General features: G+C 69.0%; 30 protein-coding genes and 2 pseudogenes. 14 read left to right on the top strand and 18 right to left on the bottom strand.

Features of this window, described 5'->3' with window-relative positions; translation table 11 throughout:
* Window positions 1–92: 92 nt before the first annotated feature.
* The 6 genes from JNO44_RS41675 to JNO44_RS41650 form a co-directional block, all read right to left on the bottom strand.
* Entirely contained in the window at window positions 93–3947 is a 3855-nt protein-coding gene (locus JNO44_RS41675) for a wHTH domain-containing protein (protein ID WP_205369127.1), read from the bottom strand.
* Between the two features lie 893 nt (window positions 3948–4840).
* Window positions 4841–5281, bottom strand: a complete 441-nt coding sequence (locus JNO44_RS41670) for a hypothetical protein (protein ID WP_205369126.1) — start codon at window positions 5279–5281, stop codon at window positions 4841–4843.
* Window positions 5281–5565, bottom strand: a complete 285-nt coding sequence (locus JNO44_RS41665) for an MDR/zinc-dependent alcohol dehydrogenase-like family protein (RefSeq protein ID WP_205369125.1) — start codon at window positions 5563–5565, stop codon at window positions 5281–5283. The genes JNO44_RS41670 and JNO44_RS41665 overlap by 1 nt, the downstream gene beginning before the upstream one ends.
* Before the next feature lie 325 nt (window positions 5566–5890).
* Window positions 5891–6334 (bottom strand): DUF2267 domain-containing protein, encoded by a 444-nt coding sequence (locus tag JNO44_RS41660; RefSeq protein WP_205369124.1) that lies wholly within the window; start codon window positions 6332–6334, stop codon window positions 5891–5893.
* A 62-nt stretch (window positions 6335–6396) separates the two neighbouring features.
* The gene (locus JNO44_RS41655; protein WP_205369123.1) at window positions 6397–6792 is read right to left on the bottom strand and encodes a DUF2267 domain-containing protein; all 396 of its coding nucleotides are present in this window, start codon (window positions 6790–6792) and stop codon (window positions 6397–6399) included.
* Between the two features lie 101 nt (window positions 6793–6893).
* Window positions 6894–7325, bottom strand: coding sequence for an Hsp20/alpha crystallin family protein (locus JNO44_RS41650; RefSeq protein WP_205369122.1), 432 nt, complete (start codon window positions 7323–7325; stop codon window positions 6894–6896).
* Between the two features lie 128 nt (window positions 7326–7453).
* Between JNO44_RS41650 and JNO44_RS41645 the strand changes: the two genes are divergently transcribed.
* Entirely contained in the window at window positions 7454–8083 is a 630-nt protein-coding gene (locus JNO44_RS41645; protein ID WP_205369121.1) for a type III effector protein, read from the top strand.
* Window positions 8084–8114: 31 nt separating this feature from the next.
* On the opposite strand, the gene JNO44_RS41640 is transcribed toward JNO44_RS41645, so the two are convergent.
* A complete protein-coding gene (locus JNO44_RS41640) occupies window positions 8115–8336 on the bottom strand; it encodes a Tn3 family transposase (RefSeq protein WP_205369120.1) in 222 nt (73 codons plus the stop codon).
* 60 nt (window positions 8337–8396) lie between these two features.
* On the bottom strand, window positions 8397–9740 hold the full coding sequence (locus tag JNO44_RS41635; RefSeq protein WP_240167428.1) for an IS630 family transposase: 1344 nt from the start codon (window positions 9738–9740) through the stop codon (window positions 8397–8399).
* Window positions 9741–9872: 132 nt separating this feature from the next.
* Here JNO44_RS41635 and JNO44_RS41630 point away from each other — a divergent pair.
* Window positions 9873–10307: pseudogene (locus JNO44_RS41630) on the top strand (helix-turn-helix domain-containing protein); the annotation flags it as partial.
* Window positions 10308–10633: 326 nt separating this feature from the next.
* Here the strand turns inward: JNO44_RS41630 and JNO44_RS41625 are convergent.
* Window positions 10634–10804: a hypothetical protein gene (locus JNO44_RS41625; RefSeq protein ID WP_205369119.1), complete on the bottom strand. Its 171-nt coding sequence runs from the start codon at window positions 10802–10804 to the stop codon at window positions 10634–10636.
* A gap of 185 nt (window positions 10805–10989) precedes the next feature.
* Here JNO44_RS41625 and JNO44_RS45425 point away from each other — a divergent pair, with 185 nt between their 5' ends.
* The 3 genes from JNO44_RS45425 (at window position 10990) to JNO44_RS41610 (ending at window position 13174) form a co-directional block, all read left to right on the top strand.
* The gene (locus JNO44_RS45425; RefSeq protein ID WP_275695792.1) at window positions 10990–11598 is read left to right on the top strand and encodes a glycosyltransferase; all 609 of its coding nucleotides are present in this window, start codon (window positions 10990–10992) and stop codon (window positions 11596–11598) included.
* A gap of 528 nt (window positions 11599–12126) precedes the next feature.
* The gene (locus JNO44_RS41615) at window positions 12127–12669 is read left to right on the top strand and encodes a TetR/AcrR family transcriptional regulator (RefSeq protein ID WP_205369118.1); all 543 of its coding nucleotides are present in this window, start codon (window positions 12127–12129) and stop codon (window positions 12667–12669) included.
* 49 nt (window positions 12670–12718) lie between these two features.
* Window positions 12719–13174, top strand: a complete 456-nt coding sequence (locus JNO44_RS41610; protein ID WP_205369117.1) for a DUF6463 family protein — start codon at window positions 12719–12721, stop codon at window positions 13172–13174.
* A gap of 82 nt (window positions 13175–13256) precedes the next feature.
* On the opposite strand, the gene JNO44_RS41605 is transcribed toward JNO44_RS41610, so the two are convergent.
* The gene (locus tag JNO44_RS41605) at window positions 13257–13436 is read right to left on the bottom strand and encodes a DegT/DnrJ/EryC1/StrS family aminotransferase (protein ID WP_205369116.1); all 180 of its coding nucleotides are present in this window, start codon (window positions 13434–13436) and stop codon (window positions 13257–13259) included.
* Window positions 13437–13559: 123 nt separating this feature from the next.
* Entirely contained in the window at window positions 13560–14243 is a 684-nt protein-coding gene (locus tag JNO44_RS41600) for a Gfo/Idh/MocA family protein (protein WP_205369115.1), read from the bottom strand.
* Window positions 14244–14449: 206 nt separating this feature from the next.
* Between JNO44_RS41600 and JNO44_RS41595 the strand changes: the two genes are divergently transcribed.
* The gene (locus JNO44_RS41595; RefSeq protein WP_205369114.1) at window positions 14450–15109 is read left to right on the top strand and encodes a hypothetical protein; all 660 of its coding nucleotides are present in this window, start codon (window positions 14450–14452) and stop codon (window positions 15107–15109) included.
* 420 nt (window positions 15110–15529) lie between these two features.
* Here the strand turns inward: JNO44_RS41595 and JNO44_RS41590 are convergent, their stop codons facing one another.
* On the bottom strand, window positions 15530–16510 hold the full coding sequence (locus tag JNO44_RS41590; RefSeq protein ID WP_205369113.1) for a GlxA family transcriptional regulator: 981 nt from the start codon (window positions 16508–16510) through the stop codon (window positions 15530–15532).
* A gap of 71 nt (window positions 16511–16581) precedes the next feature.
* Here JNO44_RS41590 and JNO44_RS41585 point away from each other — a divergent pair, with 71 nt between their 5' ends.
* From JNO44_RS41585 to JNO44_RS41570, 4 genes are all read left to right on the top strand, one after another.
* Entirely contained in the window at window positions 16582–17256 is a 675-nt protein-coding gene (locus JNO44_RS41585; protein WP_205369112.1) for an HD domain-containing protein, read from the top strand.
* Window positions 17257–17303: 47 nt separating this feature from the next.
* Window positions 17304–17726: a Rid family hydrolase gene (locus JNO44_RS41580; RefSeq protein WP_073449814.1), complete on the top strand. Its 423-nt coding sequence runs from the start codon at window positions 17304–17306 to the stop codon at window positions 17724–17726.
* A 183-nt stretch (window positions 17727–17909) separates the two neighbouring features.
* The gene (locus tag JNO44_RS41575; RefSeq protein ID WP_205369111.1) at window positions 17910–18869 is read left to right on the top strand and encodes a hypothetical protein; all 960 of its coding nucleotides are present in this window, start codon (window positions 17910–17912) and stop codon (window positions 18867–18869) included.
* A 37-nt stretch (window positions 18870–18906) separates the two neighbouring features.
* Window positions 18907–19680 carry a glycosyltransferase family 2 protein gene (locus tag JNO44_RS41570; protein WP_205369110.1) on the top strand — a complete coding sequence of 258 codons (774 nt, stop codon included), beginning with the start codon at window positions 18907–18909 and terminating at the stop codon, window positions 19678–19680.
* A gap of 240 nt (window positions 19681–19920) precedes the next feature.
* On the opposite strand, the gene JNO44_RS41565 is transcribed toward JNO44_RS41570, so the two are convergent.
* From JNO44_RS41565 to JNO44_RS41545, 4 genes and pseudogenes are all read right to left on the bottom strand, one after another.
* Window positions 19921–20346 carry a hypothetical protein gene (locus JNO44_RS41565; protein ID WP_205369109.1) on the bottom strand — a complete coding sequence of 142 codons (426 nt, stop codon included), beginning with the start codon at window positions 20344–20346 and terminating at the stop codon, window positions 19921–19923.
* On the bottom strand, window positions 20343–21116 hold the full coding sequence (locus tag JNO44_RS41560; protein ID WP_205369108.1) for a hypothetical protein: 774 nt from the start codon (window positions 21114–21116) through the stop codon (window positions 20343–20345). Before JNO44_RS41560 ends, JNO44_RS41565 begins: the two co-directional genes overlap by 4 nt.
* Before the next feature lie 230 nt (window positions 21117–21346).
* Window positions 21347–22053 (bottom strand): annotated as a pseudogene (locus JNO44_RS41555) (IS5 family transposase); the annotation flags it as partial.
* Complete coding sequence (locus JNO44_RS41545; protein ID WP_205369106.1) at window positions 21990–22196, bottom strand: hypothetical protein; 207 nt, start codon at window positions 22194–22196, stop codon at window positions 21990–21992. The pseudogene JNO44_RS41555 and the gene JNO44_RS41545, both read right to left, overlap by 64 nt.
* A 564-nt stretch (window positions 22197–22760) precedes the next feature.
* On the opposite strand from JNO44_RS41545, the gene JNO44_RS41540 reads away from it, so the two are divergent.
* Window positions 22761–23036: a hypothetical protein gene (locus tag JNO44_RS41540; protein WP_205369105.1), complete on the top strand. Its 276-nt coding sequence runs from the start codon at window positions 22761–22763 to the stop codon at window positions 23034–23036.
* A gap of 226 nt (window positions 23037–23262) precedes the next feature.
* Here the strand turns inward: JNO44_RS41540 and JNO44_RS41535 are convergent, their stop codons facing one another.
* A complete protein-coding gene (locus tag JNO44_RS41535; protein ID WP_205369104.1) occupies window positions 23263–23928 on the bottom strand; it encodes a nitroreductase in 666 nt (221 codons plus the stop codon).
* A gap of 94 nt (window positions 23929–24022) precedes the next feature.
* Here JNO44_RS41535 and JNO44_RS41530 point away from each other — a divergent pair, with 94 nt between their 5' ends.
* The 3 genes from JNO44_RS41530 (at window position 24023) to JNO44_RS44710 (ending at window position 25695) form a co-directional block, all read left to right on the top strand.
* Window positions 24023–24925 (top strand): sigma-70 family RNA polymerase sigma factor, encoded by a 903-nt coding sequence (locus JNO44_RS41530; RefSeq protein WP_205369103.1) that lies wholly within the window; start codon window positions 24023–24025, stop codon window positions 24923–24925.
* 182 nt (window positions 24926–25107) lie between these two features.
* On the top strand, window positions 25108–25518 hold the full coding sequence (locus tag JNO44_RS41525) for an HNH endonuclease family protein (RefSeq protein ID WP_240167893.1): 411 nt from the start codon (window positions 25108–25110) through the stop codon (window positions 25516–25518).
* Window positions 25519–25569: 51 nt separating this feature from the next.
* Window positions 25570–25695, top strand: a complete 126-nt coding sequence (locus JNO44_RS44710) for a hypothetical protein (RefSeq protein WP_275695791.1) — start codon at window positions 25570–25572, stop codon at window positions 25693–25695.
* 304 nt (window positions 25696–25999) lie between these two features.
* Here JNO44_RS44710 and JNO44_RS41520 read toward each other — a convergent pair whose 3' ends face one another.
* Window positions 26000–26812, bottom strand: coding sequence for an ALF repeat-containing protein (locus tag JNO44_RS41520; RefSeq protein ID WP_205369102.1), 813 nt, complete (start codon window positions 26810–26812; stop codon window positions 26000–26002).
* Window positions 26813–26903: the final 91 nt, after the last annotated feature.

The raw sequence follows: 26903 nt of genomic DNA, 5'->3' as shown, positions 1-26903 counted from the left end.
TGCTGCCATTGCGTGCTCTACCTCAGAGAGCGCATGGGACCTGGTGAAGTATGGAGGGGACGGAACCATCAGGGTGCATTATTCAGCCGCTGTCACGTGTCCCGGAGCGGCCGGGGAACACGGGCCAGGGCGGACCGGAGGATGTCCGCCAGGGCGGGGACGGGAAGGCCGAGTTCCTGCAACCAGTAGGCCACCTGCGCGATCGGGGCCTTCATGGCCTGAGCCTTCTCGATGAGGTGGTGCAGGTCGATCTCACAGTCGATGGTGAGGAACTGGTCTTCGTACTCGCCGATCCTCAGCAGCTCGAGGGCCGAGGCGAAGGACAGACCTTCCGGGATGTCTGGGCAGGAGACCGCGATGCCGTAGCCGGTGAGCCGTTCCACCAGTGCCGAGGGAGTCTGCAGCAGGTCGCGGGCCGCCACCATCACCTGGGCGAACGGCATGGCGTCGTCGGTGGTGACCCCGACCCAACCGAGAGGGGCGTCCCGACGCAGCAACTCCTCGTCCAAGGGGTCGCAGTGGCGCGGCGGATTGAGGGGGACATCGAACCCGTAGGCGCGCAGCCGATCGGCCGCTTGCCACAGAGGCCGGTTCTGGTGCCGCGCCGCGTCGAAGATGTACACGTATGGCACCGGCCCGTCAGGGGACAGCGCCCCATACCTCTTACTGTGTAGCAGGGCGTCATCGATGGGGTCTGCGTCCTCGGGCCACACTGGGGGAGGAGTGAATCCCAGCCCTTCCAGCGCGACCAGGATCTCGCGCGGTGCACGCCCCAGCGCCTGAGAAGCGACCAGCACATGCCCTGGCGGTACCCCCTTCGAGCGGCTCAGCCAGGGCCACAGGCCGTCCGCCCGGCTGCTGAGCAGCACGGCCACCTCGGCACCCGGCCGCTCCGGCAGCCCCGCGGCATCGACCCGCAGCCCGTACGCGGCGAGGCGTGCACAGACCTCGCTCACCGGGAGTCCGAGGATCAGGGCGGCCTTCGCGACGTGACCGGGTGGGACGTCCTCGTCGGGGTCCACCCAGCCGAGAGCCCCTGCTCTCTGTCCGAGATGCCGCTGGAGCAAGGGGTCGTGTGGTGCCGCAGTGGCCAGTCCGACGTATGCCTCCGGTACGTGAATGCCGTAGTTGCGCCACTCGGCAGCGAGGGATCCGGCGTCCCGGAACAACGTCTCGGACTCCTCCATCAGCTCTTCGAAGGTGGCCGATTTCCGGTGCGGTAGGGCCCCCAACTGCCGGGCACGGCACACCAGGCCGGGTAGCGCCGCTCCTGTGGTCTTGGACAGGTGACCCAGGTGTTCCGTGATGAAGCGGGAGTCCGAGGACCACCCCCAGAACAGCTCCTCCCCGTCGAGAGCCGGGGCCGTCAGCAAGTCCCTGTCAGAGGGCATGGCAGGCAGCACGGACATGACCTGGGCAATCTCGGGGCATGCCGCCTCCAGTTGGTTCAGCAGTGTGCTGGGCCGGTGGGCGAGCAGGCGCCACAGAAGGATGTGGTCGGGAGCGTGTCCCCGGGGGGTCTTCCAGGGATCAGATTTCCGCGAACGGCCGCCTCGCCGTTCCCCGAAGAGCTCCGGCAGGACCTTGGGATCGGCGAGGAAGCATCCGGTGCGTGCTACGTCGAACGCCCGGTTCGCGAACTCCAGGGGGCGTCCGGCCCTGACGGCCGCCGCGGTCAGCAGGTCGCTCAGCATCATGCTTCCTTCGGCCACCCGGCAGATCCACGCGTAGTCCGGTAGCGGTCCATCGCTGGACATCAGCGCGGACGCGGCCTGTTCGAGCATGTCGTGGAGCGGCTCCGTCACGTCGTCGAGGAGCGTGCGCCGGTCGGCCGAGAGCTGCTCGGGTGACCAGACTCCGGTGAGGTTGATGACGGCACCCGTCAGTCCGGAGGAGTCAGACGACAGGACTCCGCGGCGGATCTCGGGCTGGACGACCAGGCCGTCCACCAGGACCCCGCCACCGTGCTCGCACCAGACCAGCTCCAGCCCGTCGGGTGCCTGCCGCCACGGCACCATGGCGCCGTGTGCGTTGAGACCGAACTGCTCGCGATCCGGCGCCTTCCTGGTCTTGAGCCGGTGCTCTTCCCATCGTGCGCGCCGGGACCCGTGGACTGCCTCTGTCGGGAACTCGGCGATGCCCAGCACGCGTTCCAGGGCATCGACGCACGACCAGGGAGTCTCCGTGTGTCGTTGCCGCAGATACAGCCGCACTTGCGTGCCGGCCTCGTCCCCGCGTTCCTGCAACCGGATGATGCGGAACAAGTGCTCCGGCCCACAGATTCGAGCTTCCAGGAGCGGCCCGAGTTCACCGTTGGCGTCCATCCGGCATGTCCGTACGCGGATTTCGTCGGCGAGCATGAAGTAGCTGAGCACCCCGATGCCGAATCTGCTGTTCGGGTGGAACTCCACCGGTGGCAGGGCCCGGTCCCACTCGGCGCGTTCGAGGGTGAAGCCCTGGTCTCGTACGAACTGCGAGCCGCCCTCGCTGAATACGCCGCGCAGCTGCTGCTCACCCATGCCGATGCCGTTGTCGCGGCACTCGACGTACTCACGCCCTTCCTCGTCCGTGCCCTGCTCGATGTGGATGTGGCCCTCGTAGGTGTAGGACGCGACACGGGTTCGGTCCAGGTACTGGGAACGGGCCCGGCGGTAGCGGCAGGCGTCCAGGGCATTCTGGTAGAGCTCGCGCACGGCGAGGTCAGGGTCCTTGTAGAGCTGGACGCCGGTGAAGTGGTCGCGAACGCGTCGTTCGTCGAAGCGGAAGGCCGCCCAGCTGGTGAAGACACCCTCCGCCGGCGCCACCCGGTCTGCGGAGAGACGGGAGGGCAGCGGCGGAACGGGCTGGTTGATGCGTTCGTGGACCGTACGGCGGACGGCGGCCAGGAGTCCGTCCGTTCGGGCCACGTATGCGCGCAGGCCCTCGACAACAGCCTCGTGCCGGCACTCCGCAGTGAGCACCGGCAGATCGGGGGAGCCGCCCCAGCGGGATGCAGCCAGGGTCTCCCGCACCTCTGCCAGGTCAACCGGGAAGGGGATCCCGACATGCTCCACCACGATCTGCGGCAAGGCAGTGATCTCGCGGCTCATGCCCTGCGCCAGAGCCAGCAGGAGGCCCAGGCGCTGGTATCGGATGCGCTGGAGTCCGCCCCGGCGGACGCGTGCCACGTCGTCCGCCGGGAGGGAACCGAGGTGTTCGGGGTCGCAGATGGCGGGGCCGATGCGCAGGCCGTGCAGCAGCCGGGCCACGCGGCGCGGGTCGAGCGTGTCGCCGAGGACTTCCGTGGGCGCGCCGACCTCCCGCAGGAGTCCTTGGAGGACGGTGGGGTCCGACAGTTCCTCCCGTAACGCGAGCCAGCGGTGGAACAACCACCAGCCGATGGGTCCGGCGGCGTCGGAGCGCCGGCGACCACGTTCGACGAGCAGGTCGTGGCTCGCGGCGAACGCTTCGAACCCGGCCCGCATGAGACTCGAGCCAGCCGTCCGCCCGTGGCAGGCAGGCTCGATGGCCGGGGCGAGCGAGGCCGTCAGGCGCAGACAGTTCACCCGGTGGAGGAACGGTACGAGTAGCAGCAGCGCTGCTTCAGCCGGGTAGAGATCCAGCGGTCGTGCGGGATCGGGCTCACCGAGCAACCACTCCACGGCTTCCACGAAGCGCTGTACGGCCCCGTCGTCCTGCCAGGGGTCGGCAGCCGCTTCGGACTGGGCCGCGTCCCGCAAGCGGGCCAGAGCTCCGACGGCCTCCCCAACGTGCTCTCGGAAGAACCCCGCGTTGCGGCCCTCCGGGACGTGCCGCCAGACGGTGGAGTCGGTGGCCAGGTCCACCCACGGGTCAGCCGGGGCAGAGGTGGGGCTGCCGGGCCGGAGGCCGCCGAAGTGGACGGCCTGCGCCTGAACCAGGAGGCCGACTGTCGCATCGTGCACCGAGTTCTGCGTCTTACCGTCCACAGTTCGTCCCTCCTGGACACCATCGGCTGCTATCCGACCGGGCGTTAGAGGACATGCGCGACAAACTGGCCGAGCGCTACAGCCGGACCCGACCGCAGCACATCCACGCCGCAGACTACTGTCCCCGAGGACATCGACGCGGTGCTCCGTGGCTGACCTTGATGATGCGACCGGCCAGGGCAGGAAGGCCCTCAGCCGCTTCGTCAACGTGAACGGCGCGCCCGCCCCACACCAGTAGAAACGGCACCGATTCCTGCCGGCTATGGCAGCCGCAACTCGCCCCGCATCACCGGCATGTGCCTATGGTTCAAGTCCCCCTCGGACACACTGTTGGCACGCGCTGCTCGGTTTTCGGGCAGCGGTCACTGGCGCCCGTTCTTGGCCTCCGGCCGGGAGCGGGTGTTTGTCGTGTCTGTCCTCCATTCGTTCGTGGGCGGATTGGGTGGGGCGGTGGGTGGCGTTAGCCGATGAAGTTCCTTTCTCTGGTGGGGTGCTGGCGGTGAGTGTCAGTCCTTACGCGGTCCACCGAACCAGCAACAGGACCACCCCGCGTTGCGGCGCGGGAGTTGCGCCCCGGTCCCGCAGTTCAATAGCTCAAGGGTGAGAGCGTCGGCCTGCCGGGTGGAGGGGCGCCGGCTCGATTCCAGCCGGGATCGCTTCAGGGGCTCCACGGTGACGCTGAGGTCGGAACCTCGCCGCTGCTGCCCCGGATTCCCGGGTTCAGTGCCTGACCTTTGCCGGGCGCCGGACGCGGGCTCCAGTGGCGTTGGCGCTGTCGTGCGCCAGGCTCGCACGCTACGCGCTCCCTTCAGCCATCTGGCCGGATGTAGGCGGTCCGCCCACAATCCTCACAGCGCGGACTTCACCGATCCGCTATAGGAGGTTGATGTGCGTCAGCTACGGCACTTGAGGACGCCTCTGGCAGCCCTGATGATCAGCGTCTTCGCAGCGGCAATGGGCCTCGCTCCACAGGCTTCGGCAGCTCCCGCGAATGCAACGGCCCTTCCCGGTCCGTGTACCCAGAACCTCGATGGCAGCGTCACGTGCTCCCTTGCCACCGGCGTGATCACCGTCCCAGGAGTTGGCACCGCCTCGTGCTCTGGGACCTTCACTGTCTTTCCCAACGGCAATCTGACGGGCAACGGCACCTGCTCCGGCAGCGGCGCCGCCAGCTCGCTCAGCGGCTCGTTCGCCACCATGGGCTCCGGCTCCATCAGCGCTGGCCCGCCTCCGGTCATCACCGGCAGCAGTACCACGACGAGCACAAGCTCCTCGGGCGGCACCCGCACGTGCAGCACCACCGTCAACAGCGGAGCCAATCCGCCGTTCACCATCACCTGTACCTAAAGGGGGCGATCTCCTCCGGCGGCAGCACGGCACTGACGGAACGCGAGACGTCGAGCCGGCCGAGGTGCACCAGGCGCACGAGCTCGTCCAAGTGCCGCTTGCGGTAGCCCAGGTGTCCGACGACGGTGTGCCGTGACACCGCAAACGCCGCCTCGGTCCCCACGTCGAGGGGATCGTTCGACACTCCGACCAGCACCAGCCGCCCGCGGTGGCCCAGCGCAGCGTTGGCCTGGCTCATCGTGCCGCTACGGGCCGCGACGTCGAAGGTCACGTCCAGCCCCGCCCAGATCCCCTCCAGCCAGCCCCGACCAGCCGGGCAACCTGCACCAGGTGCGTGCCCACGCCCCCCAGCCCCCAGACACCCACCGACTCGGCCGGCCGCACCCGGCCGGTTTTCGATCTTGTTCGGGCAAAGGACCGTTTGTGGGCATTACCGCCTGCGGCGATCGTCACGCACAGCTACACACCGGTTGGGCGCAGTGAGCGACAGGGCGGAAGTCCCCGATCGCGGCGGATCGGGGACTTCCGCCTTGACGGGCCCGGCTGGAGGGGATCTGGGCGGGGCCCTGCTGCCGCCCCGGGTGCCGGGTGCCCGTTTACGCGGCGGGGGTGAGTTCGGCGCGGCCGAACAGCAGGGCGTAGCCGGTGGGGAGTCGGTGCAGGATGCGGGTCAGGAGGTCGGGGCCGGCGTAGGCGGCGACGGCGGAGAAGACGGATCCGGTGTCCCAGCGGGTGGTGGCGAGGGAGGTGCCGGTGCGGGTGGCGAGGTCCTTGACGAAGGCCCAGCCGGTCAGGGGTTGGGTGTCGGGGATCTGCGTGGTCAGTGTGCGTGCGGCCTCGAAGGGCAGGCGGGTGGCCAGGTCGACGCGTTCGTCGCCGGTCAGCTGGCGTCCCAGTCCCGAAAGGACCAGGCGGACGGCTTCCTCGGCTTTCTCGCGGGTGGGGTAGGCGCCTTCGTAGCGGACTTTCTCCAGCATTTGCTCGTACGCCGTCGAGTACGGCTGCTGGTGCTCAAGCGGTCCGTGCACGTCGGTGATCACTGCGGTGCATGCCTTTCGTGGAGCCAGGGTCAGGTGGTGCCGGTGTGGCACCGAGGTGTGGGTCAGGCGGGCTGGGGGCGGCCGAAGAGGAGGTCATAGCCGACGGGGAGCTGGAGCAGGATCTGTCCCAGCAGGTCGTCGCCGGCGGTGTCGGCGACCGTGGACAGCACGGCGCTGACGTCCCAGGTCGCGGTCTGCTCGGTGGCGCCCTCGATCCAGGCCGCGGTCGCCCGCACGAACCGTTCCGGTGGCAGCGGTTCGGCGCTCTGCAGCGGGTTGAGCAGGATCAGGGCGAATTCCTCCGGCAGGCGGGCCGCGAGCTGGGCGCGGACCTCGCCGACCAGGTGCGCGCCGAGCAGGGCTAGCACTACCCGGGCCGCGCGTTCGGCTTCCTCCACGGTGTTGTACTCGCCGCGTTCGGTCACGTGGTCGAGGAACGCTTCGCGTCGCAGAGTCATTTCGTCCGCCACCCCGTTCTTCTTCGGATTGCCCATGGGGGTGCGGAGGACGGGGTGAGGGGGATTTAAGGTGCCCGTCCTCCGCACCCGTCCGGCTGGTGTCAGCCGGAGATCTCCTTGTGGCCGGATCCGACGCCGATGGAGATCTTGCGGGGCTTGGCGCGCTCGGCGATCGGGATGCGCAGCGTGAGCACGCCTGCGTCGTAGTCGGCCGTGATGTGCTCGGTGTCGAGAGTGTCGGCGAGCATGATCTGGCGGGAGAAGGCGCCCAGCGGCCGCTCGGACAGCTCCATCTGCACGTCGTCGCCCTTCGCTACCGGCCGGCGCTCGGCCTTGACGGTGAGCATGTTCCGCTCGACGTCGATGTCGATCGCGTCCGCGGTGACGCCGGGAAGGTCGAAGGCCACCACGTACTGGTCACCCTCGCGGTAGGCGTCCATCGGCATCGCCGACGGCCTCGACCACGTGCCCGGGCCCATCAGATGCTGGGTCAGCCGGTCCAGCTCACGGAAGGGGTCAGTGCGCATCAACATCGTGAAAACACCTCCAGCAAGTTCAGGCAGTTGCTGCCAATGCGCCTCACTGACACCGTTGTAACATGTCATCCAATGGATGACAAACACTGCGTCGTCCACCTGACGACAACCCTAGGGAGGTGCCCGTGACCCCAGCCAACCAACCGCCCTCGTCCAGCACCGACGCCCACAGCCCGGCATCGTTCCTCGCCGCCGCTGCGGCCCTTGACGCCATAGACGCCGCCCTGCGCACCGCCCGGCACGAGCCCCCCGACACCCCCGGCGCCGAGCCCGCCCCGGAGCAGGCCCTGGCCTCCCTGATGCTGCTGCGGCAGGTGCGCGAGCAGCTCGCCGGGTGGGAGACCGGCCTGATCGAAACCGCCCGTGATGCCGGCGCCAGCTGGGCCGATCTCGCCCACCCCCTCGGCGTCGCCAGCCGCCAGGCCGCCGAACGCCGCTACCTGCGCGGCCGCCCCGGCCCCGCCGGGACCACCGGCGAGCAGCGTGTCCAGGCCACCCGCCAGGCCCGGGCCGCCGACCGCAGCACCGCCGCCTGGGCCCGCCACCACGCGGCCGACCTGCGCCGCCTCGCCGGCCAGATCACCGCACTCACCGACCTTCCCCCCGCCGCCCGCCACCCGATCGGCGAGCTCCACGCGGCCCTCGCCCACGACGACCCCGCCGACCTCATCGCCCCCCTGACCGCTGCCCGCCCGCACCTGGCCGCCGCCCACCCCGACCTCACCGCCCGGCTCGACACCCTCACACCTCCCTGACCCCGCCCGGCGCACCGCAACAGCAACCCGGTCAACGTCCGCCCCCGGGCAGGCGAAGCGGGGCACCTGAGAGATAGCGCAGGAGCTGCACGGTGCGCATCACGCGGCCGACCTCGCGGAAGGAGATGTAGGTGGCGTTCTTCTTCGACCCCGACCGCAGGCGCTTGAGCAGGGTGGAGGAGGAGATCGCACCCTCACGGACGGAGACGGCCACCCGCATCAGGTGTTCGGAGAGCTCCTCGACTCCCTGCACGGCGTACCCACCCGAGCGCAGTCATCCTGACCTAGTGTGATGCGCCAGAAATCTGGTGGGTTAGTTCTTCTCTGTTTTCTGGCTGCTGGTGCCAACCTTGGTGAGGTAGTCGGCGAGGGAGTTGAGGATCTCGTCGGCGGTCTTGGTCCAGGTGAAGGGTTTGGGGTCTTCGTTCCACTGCGCGACCCACGCCTTGATATCGCTCTCCAGGGCCTTGACGGAGGTGTGGACGCCGCGGCGGATGAGCTTGTCGGTCAGCAGGCCGAACCACCGCTCGACCTGGTTCATCCAGGAAGATCCGGTCGGGGTGAAGTGAACGTGGAATCGGGGGTGTTTGCTCAGCCAGGTCCTGATCTCGGCGGTGTTGTGGGTGGCGTAGTTGTCGCAGACGAGATGGACGTCGAGGCCGTCGGGCACGGCCTTGTCTATCGTGATCAGGAACTTCTTGAACTCGATGGCGCGGTGGCGGCGGTGGAGTTCGCCGATGACAGTACCGTCGGCGATGTTGAAGGCGGCGAACAGGCTGGTAATGCCGTGCCGGTAGTAGTCATGGGTGCGCCGCTCGGGCATGCCGGGCATCATCGGCAGCACTGGCTGCGAGCGGTCCAGCGCCTGTATCTGGGCCTTCTCGTCGACACACAGCACCACCGCCTTCTCGGGCGGATTGTGGTACAGGCCGACGACGTCGACGACCTTGGCGACGAACTGCGGGTCGGTGGAGAGCTTGAACGCGTCCTGGAGATGAGGCTTGAGGTCGAACCGCTTCCAGATTCGCCCGATGGTCGATTTGGACAAACCGGTGCGCTTAGCCATTGATGCGCGTGACCAGTGCGTGTCCTTGCCTGGCGTGGACTCCAAGGTGGCCACGATGACCTCCTCGACCTGGTCGAGGAGGACCGAGGGCGGCCGGCCCGAGCGGGGCTCGTCATGCAGACCGTCGAGGCGTTTCGCAATGAACCGTGCCCGCCAGCGGTCCACCGTCGACCTGTCGATGCCGAGGTCGGCCGCGGCCTGCTGGTTTGTCCCGCCCTCCGCGCAGCGCAGCACGATCTTGGCTCGCAACGCGAGGAACTGGGCGGTCTTGGCCCGGCGCGCCCACTGCATCAGCTGCCTGCGCTCCGCCTCGTCCAGGACCAGGTCGGCCTTCGGCCGGCCAATCCAGCCGGCGTCCTCAAGCCCATCCATCCGCTCTGCGGCGAAAGCCCGACGCCACTTGCCGACCGTCCTGGCCTGGACGCCAATGATCCGTGCGACACCTGCGTTTGACATGCCATCAGCACACGCCAGGATGATGCGGGCCTTCTCGGCCGAGCGACGGTCCGGCATTTCCGTCCGGCGCACCAACTCGGCGCGCTCGGCCTCGGACAGCGTGATCTCCACAGCAGAAGGACCCGGATGCGACATAGCAACAGGGTACTTACTAAGCCACTGAATTTCTGGCGCATCACACTAGTGCCGCGTCAGGCAACGTTCGCCCTGTTGTGAGGTGTGGCCCGGTTGCTGAGCGGGGTGGTGCCGGAGGGCCAGAATGATCTCGTGGCTGAACGGGTGTGTGTCCGGGAGATTGATGACGACGAGGGCAGGCGGTTGCTGCGGATCATCCGCAGAGGTACCGGTTCGGTGGTGACCTGGCGGAGGGCCCAGATGGTGTTGTTATCCGCGCAGGGCATGCCGGTGGCGAAGATCGCCGAGGTGACGTTCACCAGTGCGGACCGGGTCCGGGACGTGCTCCACAACTTCAACGCCGATGGCTTCGACTCGCTCTATCCCAAGTACAAGGGTGGCCGACCAAAAACCTTCACCCTCCCGGAACGCCGGGGGATCAAGAAGATCGCCAGGTCCAAGCCGTCCGAGCACGGCTTGCCGTTTTCGACCTGGAGCCTGGCCAAGCTGGCCGACTTCCTGGTCGCCGAGGGGGTGGTCGACGACATCAGCCACGAGGGCCTTCGGGTCCTGCTCCGCCAGGAGGGCGACCGGCGTGGTCGGAGGCCCCACGGGGCCGGCGGGTTCGACTCCCGCCCGGCGGTGGCCTGGAATCCCGAAGACCGGATCGCGGCTGACCTGCCCGGCGCCCGTATCGCCCGCATTCGCCTGGACCGCCTCCGCCCGACCCGCACCGGCTACCGATACGTCGGCCAGGTCGACCAGTAACTCCGCTACCCAGCCGCCAAGCCCCGGCGCGGGAAGGGGCGGCCACCCCTTCCCGCTTCCCGCCCGCGTCAACCGGAAGGAGTACGTCATGGATCCGATGGATGTCCCGACCGAGGTCACGCAGCTCGTCCATGCCGGCTCGTCTGCTACAGGGGGCGGTGGGCCGCCTTGGGCAGGGGAACGGCCGCAGCGTCGCCGTCCAGGGCGAGGGCGCAGACTGCCGCCGCGTGCCGTACGGTCTCAATGGCCAGGTGCAGGTGCAGGTGCAGGTGCTCGTCGGTGTGGGCGGCGGTCGGGTAGAAGATCCCGCGCACCAAGGTGCCGGCGCCGATGGCCTCGGCGAGGAACAGCGCCTTGAGCTGCGGCCCGCTGACCTGCTTGTTCCCGGCGGTTTCGATGCCCAGGAAGCAGTCGTAGCCGGTCAGTTCGAGGTGGAGGCGCGGTTCCCGGAGTCGGCCGGGGTCCCCGCTCTCCTCCGCTCCTGGCCGGTCGCCTGCACGGGGTGAACACGCCCCAGCCGCAGACCTTCCGACTGGTCGTCACCGGGGGTGGCACCGGGGGTCACACCTACCCCGCGCTTACCGCGACCGGCGCATTGCAGGAGCGGTTGTCCGCCGGGGGCGGGACCTTGGATGTGCTGTGGATCGGCACTGCTGACGGACTGGAGGCGCGCGTCGCACCGGCCGAGGGGATCGCGTTCGCCACCGTCGCCACGGGCAAGATCCGCCGGTCCAGCAATCCCTTGCGGATGGTGTCGCCGGCGAACGTGCGGGACATGGCGCAGCGGGCCAGGGCACACGGACGGCCGGACGCGGCGGACAGGCTCGTCGACGTGATCCTGGCCGCCGGTCGGCTGACCCACTCCACGGGCGGCGCGCGTCGATGTGCAGGGCCGTGCCAGCTTCGATCAGCACCGCGACGTCGCGGAACACGTCGTCGCCCTGCCAGATGGGGTCCAGATCGCCCGGCGCGTGGTGAGAACGGCGGCGTCCATCGCCAGGACGCGCTCGGCCCACTCCAGCATCTCCAGGGTGACCTGCTGCCCCGGTGCGCGGGGAGGTCGTACCTGAGGCGCCGGGCAGCGTTGACCATGTCGGCATGGGCGGGCTGATCAGCGGTCACGGGTGCCTCACTTGCGGGTGACAGCGAGACTAGGCAGTGTCCCTTGTCGGCGATCCGCTGTCAGCCGAGCGCTCGGCACGACGCGACAGTTGTTCCCGGGGCTTGTGGCGGGAGCGTCGGTCAACCCAAGCGCTTGCGCGAACAAGATCAGTCGATATGGCATATCGATCCCCGCAGCTCGCAGTACTGCCCGGATGTCGCTGGCCACGGACCTTCCCGCCGCCGTGATCGCAGACCTCTTCGGCATGCACATCGTTACTGCTGTCCGCTGGGGCCGTCACGCCCGGAGGGATGGGGGCAGCTACCTCGCCGCCCGATCCGAGGACCTCAACCTCAACAGGAATACCGCAGCGCAGGAATAATTGATCTGCGCCAGCAAACTGGGCGCCCTTTGGGCGTGAACCTCCTGGAATGGGTGGGTGCCGGATCCTCCGGTGCCCACCCATTCCCTTTGCTTCGGGCGAGCCTGTTACCCTCCTGTCCATACCAAACCTTTTGGTATGGACAGGAGGGTCAGGTGAGCGCGGAGAGATCGGCATGGCTGGACCAAGGCTTGACGCTGCTGGCGGAGCAGGGTGCCCCGGCCGTCACGCTGGAGCGACTGTGCGAGCGCATGGGCATGTCGAAGGGTGCCTTCTACCACCACTTCGGATCGATGCCGAAGTATCGGACCCGATTGCTCGACCACTTCGAGGCCAAGTGCACCACGGCGATCATCAAGGGCGTGGAAGTGTCAGGCACGGTGCCGGCCCGGGAGCGGCTGGACAGGCTCATGGCGGAAGCGACCAAGTCCGCGAGTCCCTCGCTGGAGGTCGCGATGCGGGCCTGGGCGAAACAGGATCCGGAAGCGGCGCGGGTGCAGGAGCGCGTCGACGCAACCCGCATCGGATATCTGCGTGATCTGTGCGAACAGACCGGTCATGACAGACCGGACCAAATGGCCAAGCTGCTGTACCTGATGGTGGTCGGGGCAGAGCACCTCTTGCCCCCGCTCCCGAAATCGGAGTTGCGCGGCATGTATGAGCTCCTGATGCCCCTCCTGGACCGGCCGGCCTCGTAACTCCGCAGGCGACCGAGGTGGACCCCTGATCCGGAAGGAACACAGCGTCATGAATGCCTACGCAGGCCCGGAATCCCGTAAGCCCAACACCAGGGGCCTGCGCCTCTGGGTGCCCCGCCTGATACTCGCTGCGGCTGTAGTGCACATGATCGTGGGCCTCATCGCCGCATACTCGCACTGGAGCGGCATCGTCTCCGACGGGCTGTGGAACACGGTCCGCAACAACGACGATGCCCGCATGACGGCCCTGTGGTTCATGATCAGCGGGATTGCCTTCTTCGGTCTTGGGCTTCTTGCCAGGAGGTCTGTGATCGCCACGGGCACGATGCCCGCGGAGACCGGATGGATCCTGCTGACACTTGGAATCCCGGTGGCAGTGCTGGAACCGGTCTCGGGCGGTTGGTCGCTGATCGCCATTGGCGTGCTGGCCGTTGTGATGTCGCGGCGTGACCGTTTCACGGCGGGCTTCGACCGGTCGGCCGCTCAGTGTGGGCTGCGTCGGTGAGGTCGAGCTGCCCGCGGCTGTCGACGTCGGCGAGCACGGGGCGGGCGCCGAGGTGGAACAGGGGTTGCGGTCGCGTGGAAAGTCAGCGCCGGGACGACACCTCGTCCCCCGGTCCGATCCCGGCGGCGGCATACATCGAGTGCGGCGCGGCGGTGCCGGTGCAGGTCGTCACCACGTGTCGGACGCACAGGTAGGAGGCGAGCGCGTCCTCCAGGTCGGCGACAACGCCGGAGCGGTCCGGGATCGAAACGGCCGTCTCCATCTGGGCGGCGACCGCGCGGCGGTCGACGTCCTCGATCGACGTCCTCGATAGGCGGCCACGCGAAGTGCGGGCCCGCGGCGGTGACGGCCGGTTCGCCGCCGAGCAGTGCGAGCGGAGAGTCGTTCAAGCCAGGAACTCCGTGGGGTCCGCGGGGCGGGTGGTGGCGGCGGAGGCGTAGGCGGCGGCCAGGAAGGCGGCGTGCGGCAGGTGCTCGGCCGGCCCCGACGGGTTGGGGCAGGAACGGTCCAGGACGCGGCAGAAGCGATCGATCTGCACCGCGGGCGAGCACGGCCAAGCCGGCTCGCGCAGCAGCGGCTCGACCACCTGCCCCGCCGGATCCAGCAAACGCGCCGCGCCGCGCTCGATGAGCGGGGTGCCGTGCGGGCCGGTGATGGCCAGGTGCTCGGTTTTCGGGCCGGCCGAGCGGGAGACCAGCAGCGAGCCGTACAGGCCGCAGTCGTAGGCGAGGTGGACCAGGGCGGTGTCCTCCGCGTCGTACTCGGTGCCCGACACGGCGGCGGTCGAGGTGTCGGCCAGGACGCGGTCGGGCAGACCGAGGTACCACAGGAGAAGGTCGATCAGGTGGTAGCCCATGTCGGCCAGGCACCCGCCGCCCGCGAGCTTCGCCCGGCCGCGCCAGCCGGCGGCCAGGTCCGGGCAGTGGAAGGTGTACCGGCCCTCGACCAGGTACGGGGAGCCGATCTGACCCAGCAGATGGAGCGCGGCGGCGTAGACAGGAGGTGATCCTTCTGGGCCTGGCCGCCGAGTCCGATCACGGCGGCCCGTTTCGTGGTGTTCATCGCTCACACCTCGTTTCGCATGCGAGGGGTGGCCCGCCGACTGCGGGCCACCCGCCCTTTCGAGGACACCGCACCCGCGGCGCACGCAGCAGGGGCGCTGACCACGCGCACACGACCGGCAGCCACAGCACAGAGCACAGGGCGCTGCTGGCCCAGAGCTATCTACTGGCCACACGCATCCTGATCAAACTCGACGAGCAGCAGCTCGGCTGGATGGCCGCCGACCGCGCACGCCAGACCGCCGAGGCCGCCGACGATCGACTCCTGGTCGCCGAAGCCGCCCGCCAACTCGCGGTCCTCGCACGCAAGGCGAACTGGCACGACCAGGCGCTGTCCATCGTCCTGGCCGCCGCCGACCACCCCTACCTGCGTGGAGGCAGTCCGGACCACGCCGCCGAACGGGGCCTGCTCATCCAGTCCGCCGCCTACACCGCCGCCCGAGCCGGCGACACCGCCGGGATGCGGCAACTGGCCAATGAGGCCGCCACCATCGCCAAGAACCTCGGCGGCACCACCCTGCTGCGCGACCATGGCGGCGGCTTCATCCCCACCACCGTCCAACTCCACCGCATCTCCGCCGAGAACTCCGCCGGCGACCCCTCCACCGCTCTCGCCGCCGCCCGGGCCGTCGCCCCACACCACCTGCCGAGCATCGAGCGCCGCGCCCGCTACTACACCGACATCGCCGCCGCGCTCGGACGATGGGGCCGCCGCGACGAGTGCATCCGCGCCCTCCTGGCCGCCGAACACCACGTCCCCGAGGAAAACCACGCACGACCCGCAGTCAAGACACTCGTGTCCGGGCTGCTGGCCTCCGGGAAGAAGACCACCGAACTCCGCGGACTCGCCGCCCGCGTCGGTGCCCTCATCTGACCCACCGCCCTACGGTCGGCGGTCGTCGTCCTCCAGCCGCTGTCGCGATCGTCGTCACACAGAAGGTTGTTCACGATCGCTCCCTGCGCCTGTGGGCCGGCCCCCTCGCCGCCCTCGGGCTGGTCCTCAACGCCGTGGTGCTCTGGAACACCCGCTACCTGGCTGCCCCCCGTGGCCCGCCTCCACGCCGAGGGCCACGACATCAAGGACGAGGACATCTGCCCGGCTCTGGCCGGCGGGGGAGACCGGGCTGAGGCCCGCTGCGACCTCGTCGCCCGGACCAGGCCGGAGACGCTCACTGCTACTCCAGTAGAAGCTCGGTCTCGTGACGGCTCGGGCTCAACGTTTCCCCTTGTCTGCCCGGCAGCTTGGACGGCAGCGAACCGCCTCTGGAGCCTTTCAGTGCCGTGATGGCCTTTCTCAGTCCGCGCGCGGGACTGCTGGTGAACAGGCCGGACTGCGCGACGTCGAGCGTGCGAAGGTGCGGCGGTAGGCAGTGGGGGTAGTACCCAGTGCGCGCCGGAAGTGCAGCCGCAGGTTGGCGGCCGTGCCCAGCCCGCTGTCCCGCGCCACCTGTTCCACCGAGCGGTCCGTGGTTTCCAGCAGTTCCCGCGCCCTGCCGAGCCGGGCGTTGAGCAGCCACTGCAACGGGGTCGTGCCCGTTTCCTCGGCGAACCGCCGCATGAAGGTGCGCTGCGAAAGGCCCGCGTGTCGGGCAAGCACGCGCAGCGTGAGCGGCTCGCCGAGCCGGTGCAGGGCCCATCCACGGGTACCGGACAGCGACGCCTGACCGGTCACCGCGACGGGAGCCGGCACGTACTGGGCCTGCCCGCCGTCTCGGTGGGGGGCGGCGACCAGGCCGCGGGCGATCTGGTTGGCCGCCTCCGCTCCCAGGTCGCGGCGCACGATATGCAGGCACAGGTCGATGCCGCAGCACACCCCGGCCGAGGTGAGCACGTCGCCCTCGTCGACGTAGAGCACGTCGCGGTCGACCGTGACGGCCGGGAAGCTCCGCTCGAACTCGTCGATGTGCTTCCAATGGGTCGTGGCGTGCAGTCCGTCCAGTACGCCTGCCGCGGCCAGCGCAAAGGCGCCCGTACAGATCGACACCACACGCTTACCTCGTTCGCGGGCTTCGGCCAGTGTGTCGAGCACGGCGTCCGGCAACGGGAGGATCGGTTCGAATCCCGGCACGATCAGGGTGTCGGCGGTGCGCACCTGTTCCAGGGTCCCGTCGGCGACCAGGGCGAAACCCGCGGTGGTTGCCACCTTCGTCTCCAGCGCGCACAGGCTCATCTCATAAGGGGTTTCCGGCCGGGTGGTGAAGATCTGCGTCGGGATCGCCAGGTCGAGTGGGGTGACCCCGTCCAGCGCCAGCACCGCTACTCGATGCACTGCCATGGCAAGATTCTAACGAAGTTAGGAATTTTTGCCTCTCACCAGGTCAGGGCGGTCGCGGCCAGGCTGAAGACATGACCCGACCTACCCACGAGGCGACCGACGACCTGATCACGCTGCCCGGCACACCACTTGCCGACGCCGTCATGAACCTCATCCGACCGGTGGAAACACCGTCCGTCTTCAACCACAGCATCCGCAGCTACCTGTTCGCCCGGCTGGTTGCCGGCCGCCTCGGCCTGACCGCCGGCCGCGACTACCACGACGACCTGTTGTTCGCCGCGTGCGCGATGCACGACCTCGGCGTGGCCTCGGACGGTCCGCACAGCCAGCGGTTCGAGGTCGAAGGCGCCGACCGGGCCGCCGCATTCCTGATCGACCACGCAGTACCCGCAGCCGACGCCGACCAGGTCTGGCAAGCCATCGCCCTGCACACCTCCCCGGGCATCGCGGAACGCCGCGGAACGCTGTGCGTACTCGTCCGCGAAGGCGTCGCCCTCGACTTCGGCGGCCCACTGGGCGCCGACCACGTCGACGCCGTCACCGACAAGCAGGCCGACGCCGTCCACGCCGCCTATCCACGGCTGGACATGATCCGCTCACTCACCGACGCGATCGTCGCGCAAGCCGCGAAAGACCCGAAGAACGCACCCCGCTACGCGATCCCCGGCGAATTCCTCCGCGAACGCGAGACCTTCGGACGGACCCGGCTGGAGCACGCCTGCCGTTCGTCCCGCTGGGGCAACTGACTCCACGGACTCCACGACCCCCTCAACAGAGAAAGGGCAGCACCGCAATGACCATCCACACTGTCGAGGTCCCCGAGGACAACGCGGTCTTCGGGCAAACCACCAGCGCCTTCGCAAGCTTCGGCTATTCCGCCGCGGTCCGCGCGCACGGCCTCCTGTTCATCGCCGGAACGATCGGTCGCCGCGCCGACGGAACCATCCCGGACACCATTGAAGAGCAGACCGAGATCGCCATCTTGAAGATCGAAGAGATCCTTCGGCTGGAGAACCTCGACACGTCCGCCCTCGTCGACGTCACCAGCTACCACGTCGACATCCGCCAGCACCTGCCCGGCTTCATCGATGCCAAACAGCGCCTCGTCAACGCGCCCTACCCGACCTGGACGATCATCGGGGTCAGCGGACTCGCCAGCCCCGGACTCCTCATCGAAATCCGCGCGACCGCCGCGTATCCCGACGCATCCCGGTAGACCGCCGCCCCTGGGCCCGCTCTCCGGCCCAGGAGCCCGTCACGGCGGACGAGAGGTTCGCTTCTGTACCAACCGGCCGTCACAGCGGGCGGATTCTCAACCGAACTGCCAGCTCCGTCACCTCGAAGCGCCCGAGTCAGTAAAGACGGCGATCCCAGGGCACCTGGTCGGGGTGCCGTCGCGGTGCTGTTCACCGAGCCGGTGGCCAGGCTGACGCTGGCCGACCTGCTGGCCAAGGGCCCGCAGCAGACCGGCGAGCTGATGACCCGAGCGGTGGTCGAGCTCGCCGGGCTCCAGCAGCCCGCCGTCGCCCGCGCCGTCGATGCGGCGGCCATCGCCGAGCGGCGCATCGGCTCCACCTTCGACCGCAAGTTCAACGGCATCAGCGGCCCCACCTACCTGCGCAAAGCCGGACAGGCCGGGGAGGCGCTGAGCACGGTGGTCCTGCGGCTGCGGCTGCGGCTGCGGCTGCGTCGGCTTCGGCCCGCTCCGACGGCCGGGCATCTGCTGCCGGTGATCTACGGTGCCCTCAAGCCCGACCACGTCGTCTTTCCCGTCGGCGCCGACGGGCGGCCGGTCTTCCTCGACCCGGGCCTGGGCCGGGGACGGCCACAGACCGATGCGGCCAAGCTGATCTCCCGGACCGTACTCGGCCTGATCGCCGCCTCACCGGACCTGGCGGCAGCCGACGCGACGGCGCCCGGGATCGAGGAGTTCGCCGACACCCTCACAGCCACTCGCCCCGGACGAGCGGGCCGAGTGGCTGCAGCACCTGGCGGTGCTGTGGCTCATGGACACCACCAACATCCTCAGCACCTACCTCACCTGCCCGCCCGACCTGCCCCTGCCCGAGCTCGCCGGAAAGCTCACCGCCCACGCGGAGATGGTGTGCGGCCTGCTGGAGACCACGACCGCTGGCCTTGTTGCTGGGACGGACCCGCGGGCGGTGTGGCGGCTCGCCCTGGCCGACGTCGTGAAGGCGGCGACGGCGCTCAGTTCCTCGTAAACGGTGGTGAGTTCGTCGCGCAGATCTGCGGAGGCGGAGAGGCTGGCAACCACACGGAGCGGCCAGGGGACGCCCTACGTAGCCCTGACCAGCGACAACTATCCGCATGGCAGGTCCTACTCGACTGCGGTGCTTGAATGGACCGCCGTTCCTGGTCTGGCAAGGAGAAGCGCTGTGCCCCTGGTGTCTGTCGTGATGCCCGTGTACAACTCGGCAACCACCCTCGGCGCAGCCGTCCGATCGGTGCTCACGCAGACCCACAGCGACCTGGAGCTGCTGGTCACCGACGACCAGTCCTCCGATGGCTCCATGGATCTGCTCCGCGAGTTCGCCGAGCAGGACGAGCGCGTCCTGCCGGAGTCGGCACCCGAACGGGGTGGTGCGGGCCGGGCCCGCAACTTCGCGATCGAGCGGGCCCGCGGGGACTACATCGCCTTTCTCGACAGCGACGACATGTGGCTTCCGGAGAAGACCGAGAAGCAGCTCGCCTTCGCTGCGGAGGCCACTGCGCCTTTGACGTTCACCTCGTACTACAGGATGGACGCCGACTACGAGGGCGAGAGCACCGACTGGGTCCCGAATGGGCGGGTGGTCCGTGCGCGGGAGCACGTGGACTACCGCGCGATGCTGGTACGAGACCACATCGGTGCTCTCACCGCCATGTACGACCGCAATATCCTGGGCACGAGGCTGATGCCGGAGATGCGCAAGCGCCAGGACTACGCCCTCTGGCTGTCGATCATGCGGGACGGCGCTGACGCCCGGGGCCTGGCTGAGCCGCTCGCGGTGTACAGAGCCCACCAGGCGGGATCACTGTCCTCCAACAAACTCTCGCTCGTGCAATACAACTGGGCCCTGTACCGCGAGCACGAACATCTGTCAGTCCCGCGATCGACGCGGGCACTGGCCGGCGCTGTGTGGCAGTCACTGCGCAACTCGCGCATCTAGAGCGTGTTCGTAGTTGCGATCACGAGTTGGTGGATTCGGCCGAGCTGTGTCCCGTGGTCTGGTCGGCCAGGGGCATGGCGCGTGGCGATCTGACGGTTGATGAGTGGGCCCTGGTCGAGCCGCACCTCCCACCGCTGGGGGAGATCGCGGGGGGGGGGGCGGTGCTGGGGCGGGTGGCGCGGCGGTTGGGGTGGCCGAGTGATTCCGGGGTTGGTGAGCCCCAGAACGGGTGGGCGGTGGTTATGGCCGCCAGATCACCGCCGTGCGCGTGGAGCTTCCCGGTGTCGGGAAGGTGATCCGGACGCCGACGGCCACGCCGGCGTTGTTGATGGACGTGGCGTAGGAGTTGCTGCCGTCCGGTGTCACGTTCAGTTCGGTCAGGCTCCCGTCGGCCTCGAAGAGGAGGGCGAAGCGGTGCTGATCGGACGGGACCTTGACCCCGGTGTACCCGACGGAGACACCGGCGTCGTTGACGGCGACGGCCGTGGTGTACTCGTACGCGGAGCCGATCGCCGTGGCGGTGCCGTCGGGGCTCCAACTCGTGGCGGTGTAGTCGATGTTGTCCGCTCCGAGCTGCCTACCTACCACGGTGCCCGAAGCGTTGATGGCGTTCGCGCTGGAGTGCGGGCCCAGGTCCGTAACGGTGCCGTTGGCGCCCCATGTCACGGAGCGGGACTGGTCGATCGTGCTACCGGTCGGCACGGCCCCCGCGCGAGCACGGTGCCGGCGTCGTTGATCTGGACGACCCATGCGGTGGAGTAGGCCGAGGTCGGGTCGAGCGGGACGGGAGTGCCGTCCGGGTTCCACTTCACGGGGTGGTAGGCGTTGTAGTCCGAGAAGGACACACCGGCGACCGTGCCCGAGCTGTTGACCGAGAGGGCGAAGGTGAGGGTGTCACCCTTGAGCGGAGCGAGCTGGACGGCCTGGCCGTCCGGGCGCCACTTCACTGCGTGGTGGGTCCCGCCGAGCGCGGACTCTCCCACCGCGATACCGGTGCGGCTCATCGCGCGGAAGTCGGCGCTGGTGTCGCCGGGCAGCGGCTGCAGTTGGGTGACCGTGCCGTCGGGCGCCCAGCGCACCGTGTGGCTTCCCGACCAGCCGGCGGCGGTGCCGTCGTCGCTGATGGCCTCGACATAGCCCATCGGGTCCCCGGGCAGCAGCGGGAGTGTCGTGGGGCTGCGGTCCGGGTTCCAACGGACCGGAGACATCTGGTTGTTGGGACCGTTGGTGTAGCCGACGATCACCCCGTTGTCGTTGATTGCGGCGGGGTAGCTCGAGGTGGCGCCGGGCGGGAGGGGCAGGTCGGCGGCCGCGTTGGCCGTCGGGCCGGTGTCGGCCGACGCGCTGCCGGCCGTGGCCGGCGTGAGAGTACAGGCGGTGGCCAGGGCGATGGTGGCGGCGCCCGCGGACCGCAGGGCTCTCATGCCTATGCTCATGACGTGCGTTCCTCGTCTCGTGGACTTCATCGGAATGGCACTGTGGTGATGCTGTGTCATGTTTCGCGTGGAGAGATCCTGTGCGCCACACTGTTCGACACACAGGAACTTCACTCAATCTTCACGAAGTTCGGCACGGGAGCAGCGGAATCCGGATGCCTGCGCGGGATCCGCCGGTGAAGCACGCATGACGCCCGATGACACCTAGGGCGTCTTCGTAGTTCGGATCTTTAGGTTGGTTGGAGGCTGCGGATCCACAGGATCGCCCCGCGCAGAGGGAGTCCGGCGAGGTAGCTCTCGGGCGTCTTGTCGTAGCGGGTGGCCGGCCCGCGCCACTCCTTGATCTTGTTGATGCAGCGTTCCACCGTGTTGCGCTCCCGGTACAGCATGGTGTCGTGGGTGACCGGGCGGCCGCCGCGAGAGCCCTTCTTCTTGCGGTTGGCAGCCTGGTCCGCCTTCTCCGGGATGGCCGCCTTGACCTTCCGGTTGCGCAGGTAGGCGCGGTTGGCGCGGGACGAGTACGCCTTATCCGCAGCGACGGCGTCCGGACGGGTACGCGGCCGCCCGACGGGGACGCGGACTTTGCTGCGCTCCACCACGGCGCGAAAGCGCGGGCTGTCGGCGGCCTGGCCGGGGGTGAGCACGAATGGCAGCGGGCGGCAGCGCCGGTCGGCCGCGAGGTGGACCTTGCTGGTCAGCCCACCGCGGGAACGGCCGAGTGCGGCAGTGGTCAGCCGGGCCGGGTAGCGCCCTCGCTGCCGTCTGCGTTCGGCGCGGCCCGCTTCTTCGGCGGCGTCACCGGGCTCGTGGTGAGGCGTTCGTGCCGTTCACGCACCCCCTTTTCCTCCTCGGCGGCCTTCTCCGGCTCCGCCATCAGCTCGGCATCCAGCCGCATCCCGGCGGCATGGTGGTGGGCATGCGGCGTGGTGGAGTCCACGCGGCGGCGCGGGCGCGCCAGTCCAGGACCTGGTCGTGGGTCAGGTCCTCAAGGATCAGCTCCTGGTCGTCTTCGACTTCCTCGATCTCCGGGGCCGGGGCGTCGGCGGCCGGGCGGGGCGCGGGCAACACAACCGGAGCCACCGGCGGAACGGCCGAGACGCTACCCTCGGACCGCGCGGCCGCAGCTTCAGCACGGCCTGCAACGACCACCTACCCGGCGCGGACCCGTGCCCGCTCCCGCCCACGCCCTGCCCGAAACCTCCCGGTGCAACGGCCGCTGCGCCTCACGGGCCCAGGGCATGGCGGCCGAGGCCCTCTTCCTTGTGCGGGGCCTGGTCGGCCACCCACTTGTCGACCACCACCTTCCTCCAATGACGCGGACGCGCGGTCAAGACTGCTGCCGCAGATCATCGAATCCCGCGAACGACGACACACCCGCGTACTCCATGTCTGCCCTGTTCTTCGCCCGCGATGGCCGGGAACAGCGCCAGGGTGGGCCGTCGCAACCCCTGTCGACGATGCCGCGCTGACGTCAGACAGCATCGGGGAAGAAATGGGACATTGTTCGGGATTGGTAACTTACAGCGCGCCCAAGGGGCTTGGGCAGGCTTGATCGGAAGGATTCCCTTTGCCGGTGACCAGCCGGCAGATCCGTGTCGTGATCGGCGGGGCTCTCGCCGTATTGCGCGAGGAAGGGAATCGTTCATGTCCTACAGCAAGCGCATCGCCGCCGCCGTGCTCGTGGCTGGCGCGGTCCTCGGAGTCGGCGCACTTCCCGCCTCCGCCGCGGACCGTGGCTACGACCACGGCCATCACCGCGGCTACCACGGCCGTCACCTCGGCTACCACGGCCGTCACCTCGGCTACCACCACGACCGTGACGGTTGGCGGCACGGCGGTGAGGGTTTCCGGGGCGAGGGATGGCGGCACGACCACGAAGGCTTCCGCGGATGGCGGCATGGCCGCCACAACTGGAGGTAGGCCGAAAAGGCGTCGGGAGCTGCGCAGTGAGCCGATGCGGGCCAGGTGATGAGGATCCGCGGATGTGAGCGGGTGCCGTCAAAGGCTTGACTCGGATTCGGCTGGGCCGCCGGCCCTGGGCACCGCGAACCGGGCGTGGGGCAGGCCCGCCGGTTCACTGTTCAGGGCCGGCGGGGCGGGAAGAGCGGCGATCCCGCCCCGCTACCGGACTGACGGCAGGAACGCCCTAGCCGTCGATGAAAGTGACCGTCTCGGCGAGCGGGGCCCGGTCGATGCGGTCGTGACACGCGGTCGGGGCCTCGAACCCGATGGACACGCCGCAGAACAGGATCAGTCCCGGTGGGGGCAGCACGGCCCCCGCGACGGTCCGGCAGTACACCGACCACGCCATCTGAGGGCAGCTGTGCAGCCCCTCGGCACGCAGCAGCAGCATGACGGTCTGCAGGTACATGCCGAGGTCAGCCCATTGGGCCGGTCCCATGTCGCGGTCGATGTAGCAGAACAAGGCCGTGGGCGCACCGAAGCAGTCCCAGTTCGCGGCAACGGCCGCCTCGCGCGACCGCCGGTCCTCGCGTGAGATTCCGAGCGCGGTGTAGCGCTGCTCGGCGGCTGCGGATCGGCGCTCGCGGTACGGAGACTTCAGTTCGGACGGGTACATCTGGTACTCCCGCTCGTCCCCGGGGTCGCCTGCGGCCACCCGCTCGGCGGTGCGTTTCTTCAGCTCCGCCAGCGGCGCGCCAGTCAGCACGTAGACGTGCCAGGGTTGGAGGTTCGCCCCGGACGGTGTTCGGGCTGCGGCGGACAGGACACGTTCCAACGTTTCCCGGGGGATCGGCTCCCCGCTGAACCGGCGCACCGCCCGTCGGCTCGCAACCGCTTCGTAGACGTCCAAGACAAGCTCCCTGCATATCGACTCTGGCCCCGCCAGCCACCTGGTGTCGGGACCCTCTACGGTGGTGACGGTCGGCGACGGGGAGAGGTGACCGGTGAGCGCGCACGACGGCCTTGCAGAGGGCTTCGAGACGCACCGCAGCCGACTGCGCGCGGTCGCCCAGCGCATGCTCGGCTCGCACAGCGAGGCGGAGGACGCCGTCCAGGAAGCCTGGCTGCGACTGGCCCGGACCCAAGCCGACGCCGTGCACAACCTGGGCGGATGGCTCACGACGACGGTCTCCCGCATCTGCCTCGACATGCTGCGGGCCCGCGCATCACGGCGGGAGGACCCCGCAGGCCACCCAGTGCCCGATGAGGACCCAGATCCCGCTGCGAGTGGCCACCCAGAACAGGAGGCAGTGCTGGCCGACTCGGTGGGCCGCGCCCTTCTGGTCGTGCTCGACAGGCTGGGCCCCGCCGAGCGCGTCGCGTTCGTGCTGCACGACATGTTCGCAGTGCCGTTCGACGAGATCGCCCCCGTCGTGGACCGCTCCCTCTCCGCTGCGAAGCAACTCGCGAGCCGGGCCCGGCGCAAGGTACGGGGCGCCCCCGCCGTCCCCGGAGCGGAGCTCGCCCGGCAGCGGCTCATCATTGAGGCGTTCCTGGCGGCGGCGCGAGCGGGCGACATCGACGCGGTCCTCGCGGTACTGGCGCCCGACGCCGTACGACGTGCGGACCGCGCGGCCCTTCCAGAGGGCAGACCGCTCGAGGTGCGCGGTGCGCGGGCCGTGGCGGAGGAGATCGTCGTCTTCGGACGGAACGCGCACGTCGCGGAGCCGGTACTCATCGGCGGCGCCGTGGGGATCACGGTCGCACCATACGGACGACTGCAGCTCGCCCTTACCGTCACGACCGCCTGCGAGAGGATCACCGGGTACGAACTCATCGCCGACCCGAACCGACTTCAACAGCTTGATCTGACACTCCTCGACGAAGCCATCCCCCTCGGCGGTTAGGGCAACCGCCAAGTGGCATAGCGATCAGGTGTCGCCATCGTTTGCCGCCGAGTTGGTCCTCAGCCACCCGAGAAACGTCTTGGCGAAGTGGAGCGTCCCCTACGGGTGATAGCCCCCATGTGGGCAGATGGCCGAGGGTAGAGCTCTCGTCGTGAGATCTCTCCCGCACCAGCGTGCTTCTCGTGCCGTCCCTACCGCGGTTCTGCTCGTTGGCGGCTTCGAAGGCCGGCTACGACCGGGTGAAGAACTTCGGGGCCGCGTGGACGGACAACACAAGTGCCCCTGGCGGACACAACCACTGTGACACGCGCGACGACATCCTCAAACGCGATCTCAAAGACGTGAAGTTCGAGGGCACCTCGAAGTGCCTGGTCGCCTCCGGCACCGTCGCCGACCCCTACACCGGCAAGAACATCGCCTTCCAGCGCGGCCCGAAGTCCTCCGCCGTGCAGATCGACCACCTCGTCGCCCTGTCCGACGCCTGGCAGACCGGAGCCCAGCAACTCCTCCAAGACCACAACGACCCGCTGAACCTCGTCGCCGCCGACGGCCCGGCGAACATGGGCAAGGGCGACAAGGACGCCGCCTCCTGACTCCCGGTCAACAAGGCCTTCGACTGCACCTACGTGGCCCGGCAGATCGTCGTGAAGCAGAAGTACCACCTCTGGGTCACCCCAGCCGAAGCCACCGCGATGGAGAAGACGCTGGAGACGTGCCCTGCACAGAAGCTCCCGACTGAGTCCTCGCCCGGCGTCGTGCTCAAGCCCTGAACCCCTCCGGCGCACGCGGGCCGGCGCCGTCGGGAGCCGGAGGTGCCGCGTTCGGTTGGTCGCTGGCAACGGCCTGCTCGCGGCGCACGGTCGAGGACGTAGTCGCGGTCACGGATGGCCGGGAGCGCCGTGCCGAGCGGCGAAGTCTTCGAGGGTGCGGAAGCGGTGGTGCCGACTGCTCCGGTGCGCTCGTACTGCTCGCCAGGTCCCTTGCTGAGCATGGCCAGAACACCGATTTACGTGATCGAAGAGAAAGGGCCTGGTGGAGGCGTGGCTGCCGACTCGCGGTTGTCGGCTTTCGGTTTCAGTTCTCGGTGGAGGTGCGGCGGCGGGAGGCGAGGACCAGGCCGGCGCCGGTGGTGAGGGCGATGGCGGTGCCGCCGATTGCCCACGGGGTGGCGGGGCCGGCGCCCGAGGCGGCGAGCTGGGCGCCGGTGTTCTGGGACGGCTTGGCGGTGTCCTGGCCGGGCGCGACGGCCGGCTTGGCGTCGGCGCCGCGGTCGCCAGCGTTGTGGGTGTGCTGCTCGCTGGTGGCGGGCTTGTCCGCCTCGCCGTGCTTGCCCTCGGTGCCGGGCGCGTGCTTGTTCTTGGCAGCGTCCTTGGCCGCTTCCTCGGCTACGTCCTTGGCCGCTTGCTCGGCGAACCTCTTCGCATCGGCCTTGTCCTTGGCGCGGGCCTCGTACTGGCCGACCTCCAGGAAGTAACGGATGTCCTCCATGGTGCCGTCCAGCGCCTTGTTGGCGGCTTCCTTCACCTTGGGGCCGCCGTTGTGCAGGATCTGCGAGGTCCGGACCCGGTCGTCGACGTCCTGAGCCTGCTGGCGGCCGACGCCGAGGAAGTGGACCCGGTCCTCGGGAGTGCCGTTGAGTGCCGCCTCGGCGGCCTTCCGGACGCCGGGGCCGGAGTTCTGGTCGGAAAGGATCTTGAGGATGGCGAAGCGGTTGTTCTTGTCGGCCTTCGCGTTCCCTTGTGTGTCCGGCTTGGCGTCCGGTGCTGTGTCAGGGGTGGAGCTGGCCGGCGGCGTAGCGGTATCAGCAGCGACCGCCGGAGAGGCGAACAGGACGGCGGGCGCTATCGCGGCAGCCGCGACGACAGTTGAAATACGGGACAGCTTCACGCGTACCCTCACTTTCTCGGGAAAGTGGTAGTAAATAACTCGCAAACTATAGATGGGTGAGGATTACCGCTGTAAGGGGGGTGCTGTCGCC

The sequence above is a fragment of the Streptomyces noursei genome, assembly GCF_016917755.1.
In the GTDB taxonomy this organism is placed as follows: domain Bacteria; phylum Actinomycetota; class Actinomycetes; order Streptomycetales; family Streptomycetaceae; genus Streptomyces; species Streptomyces yunnanensis.
Note: the sequence above shows the minus strand (reverse complement) of the source record. Positions and strands in the feature narration are given on the sequence as shown.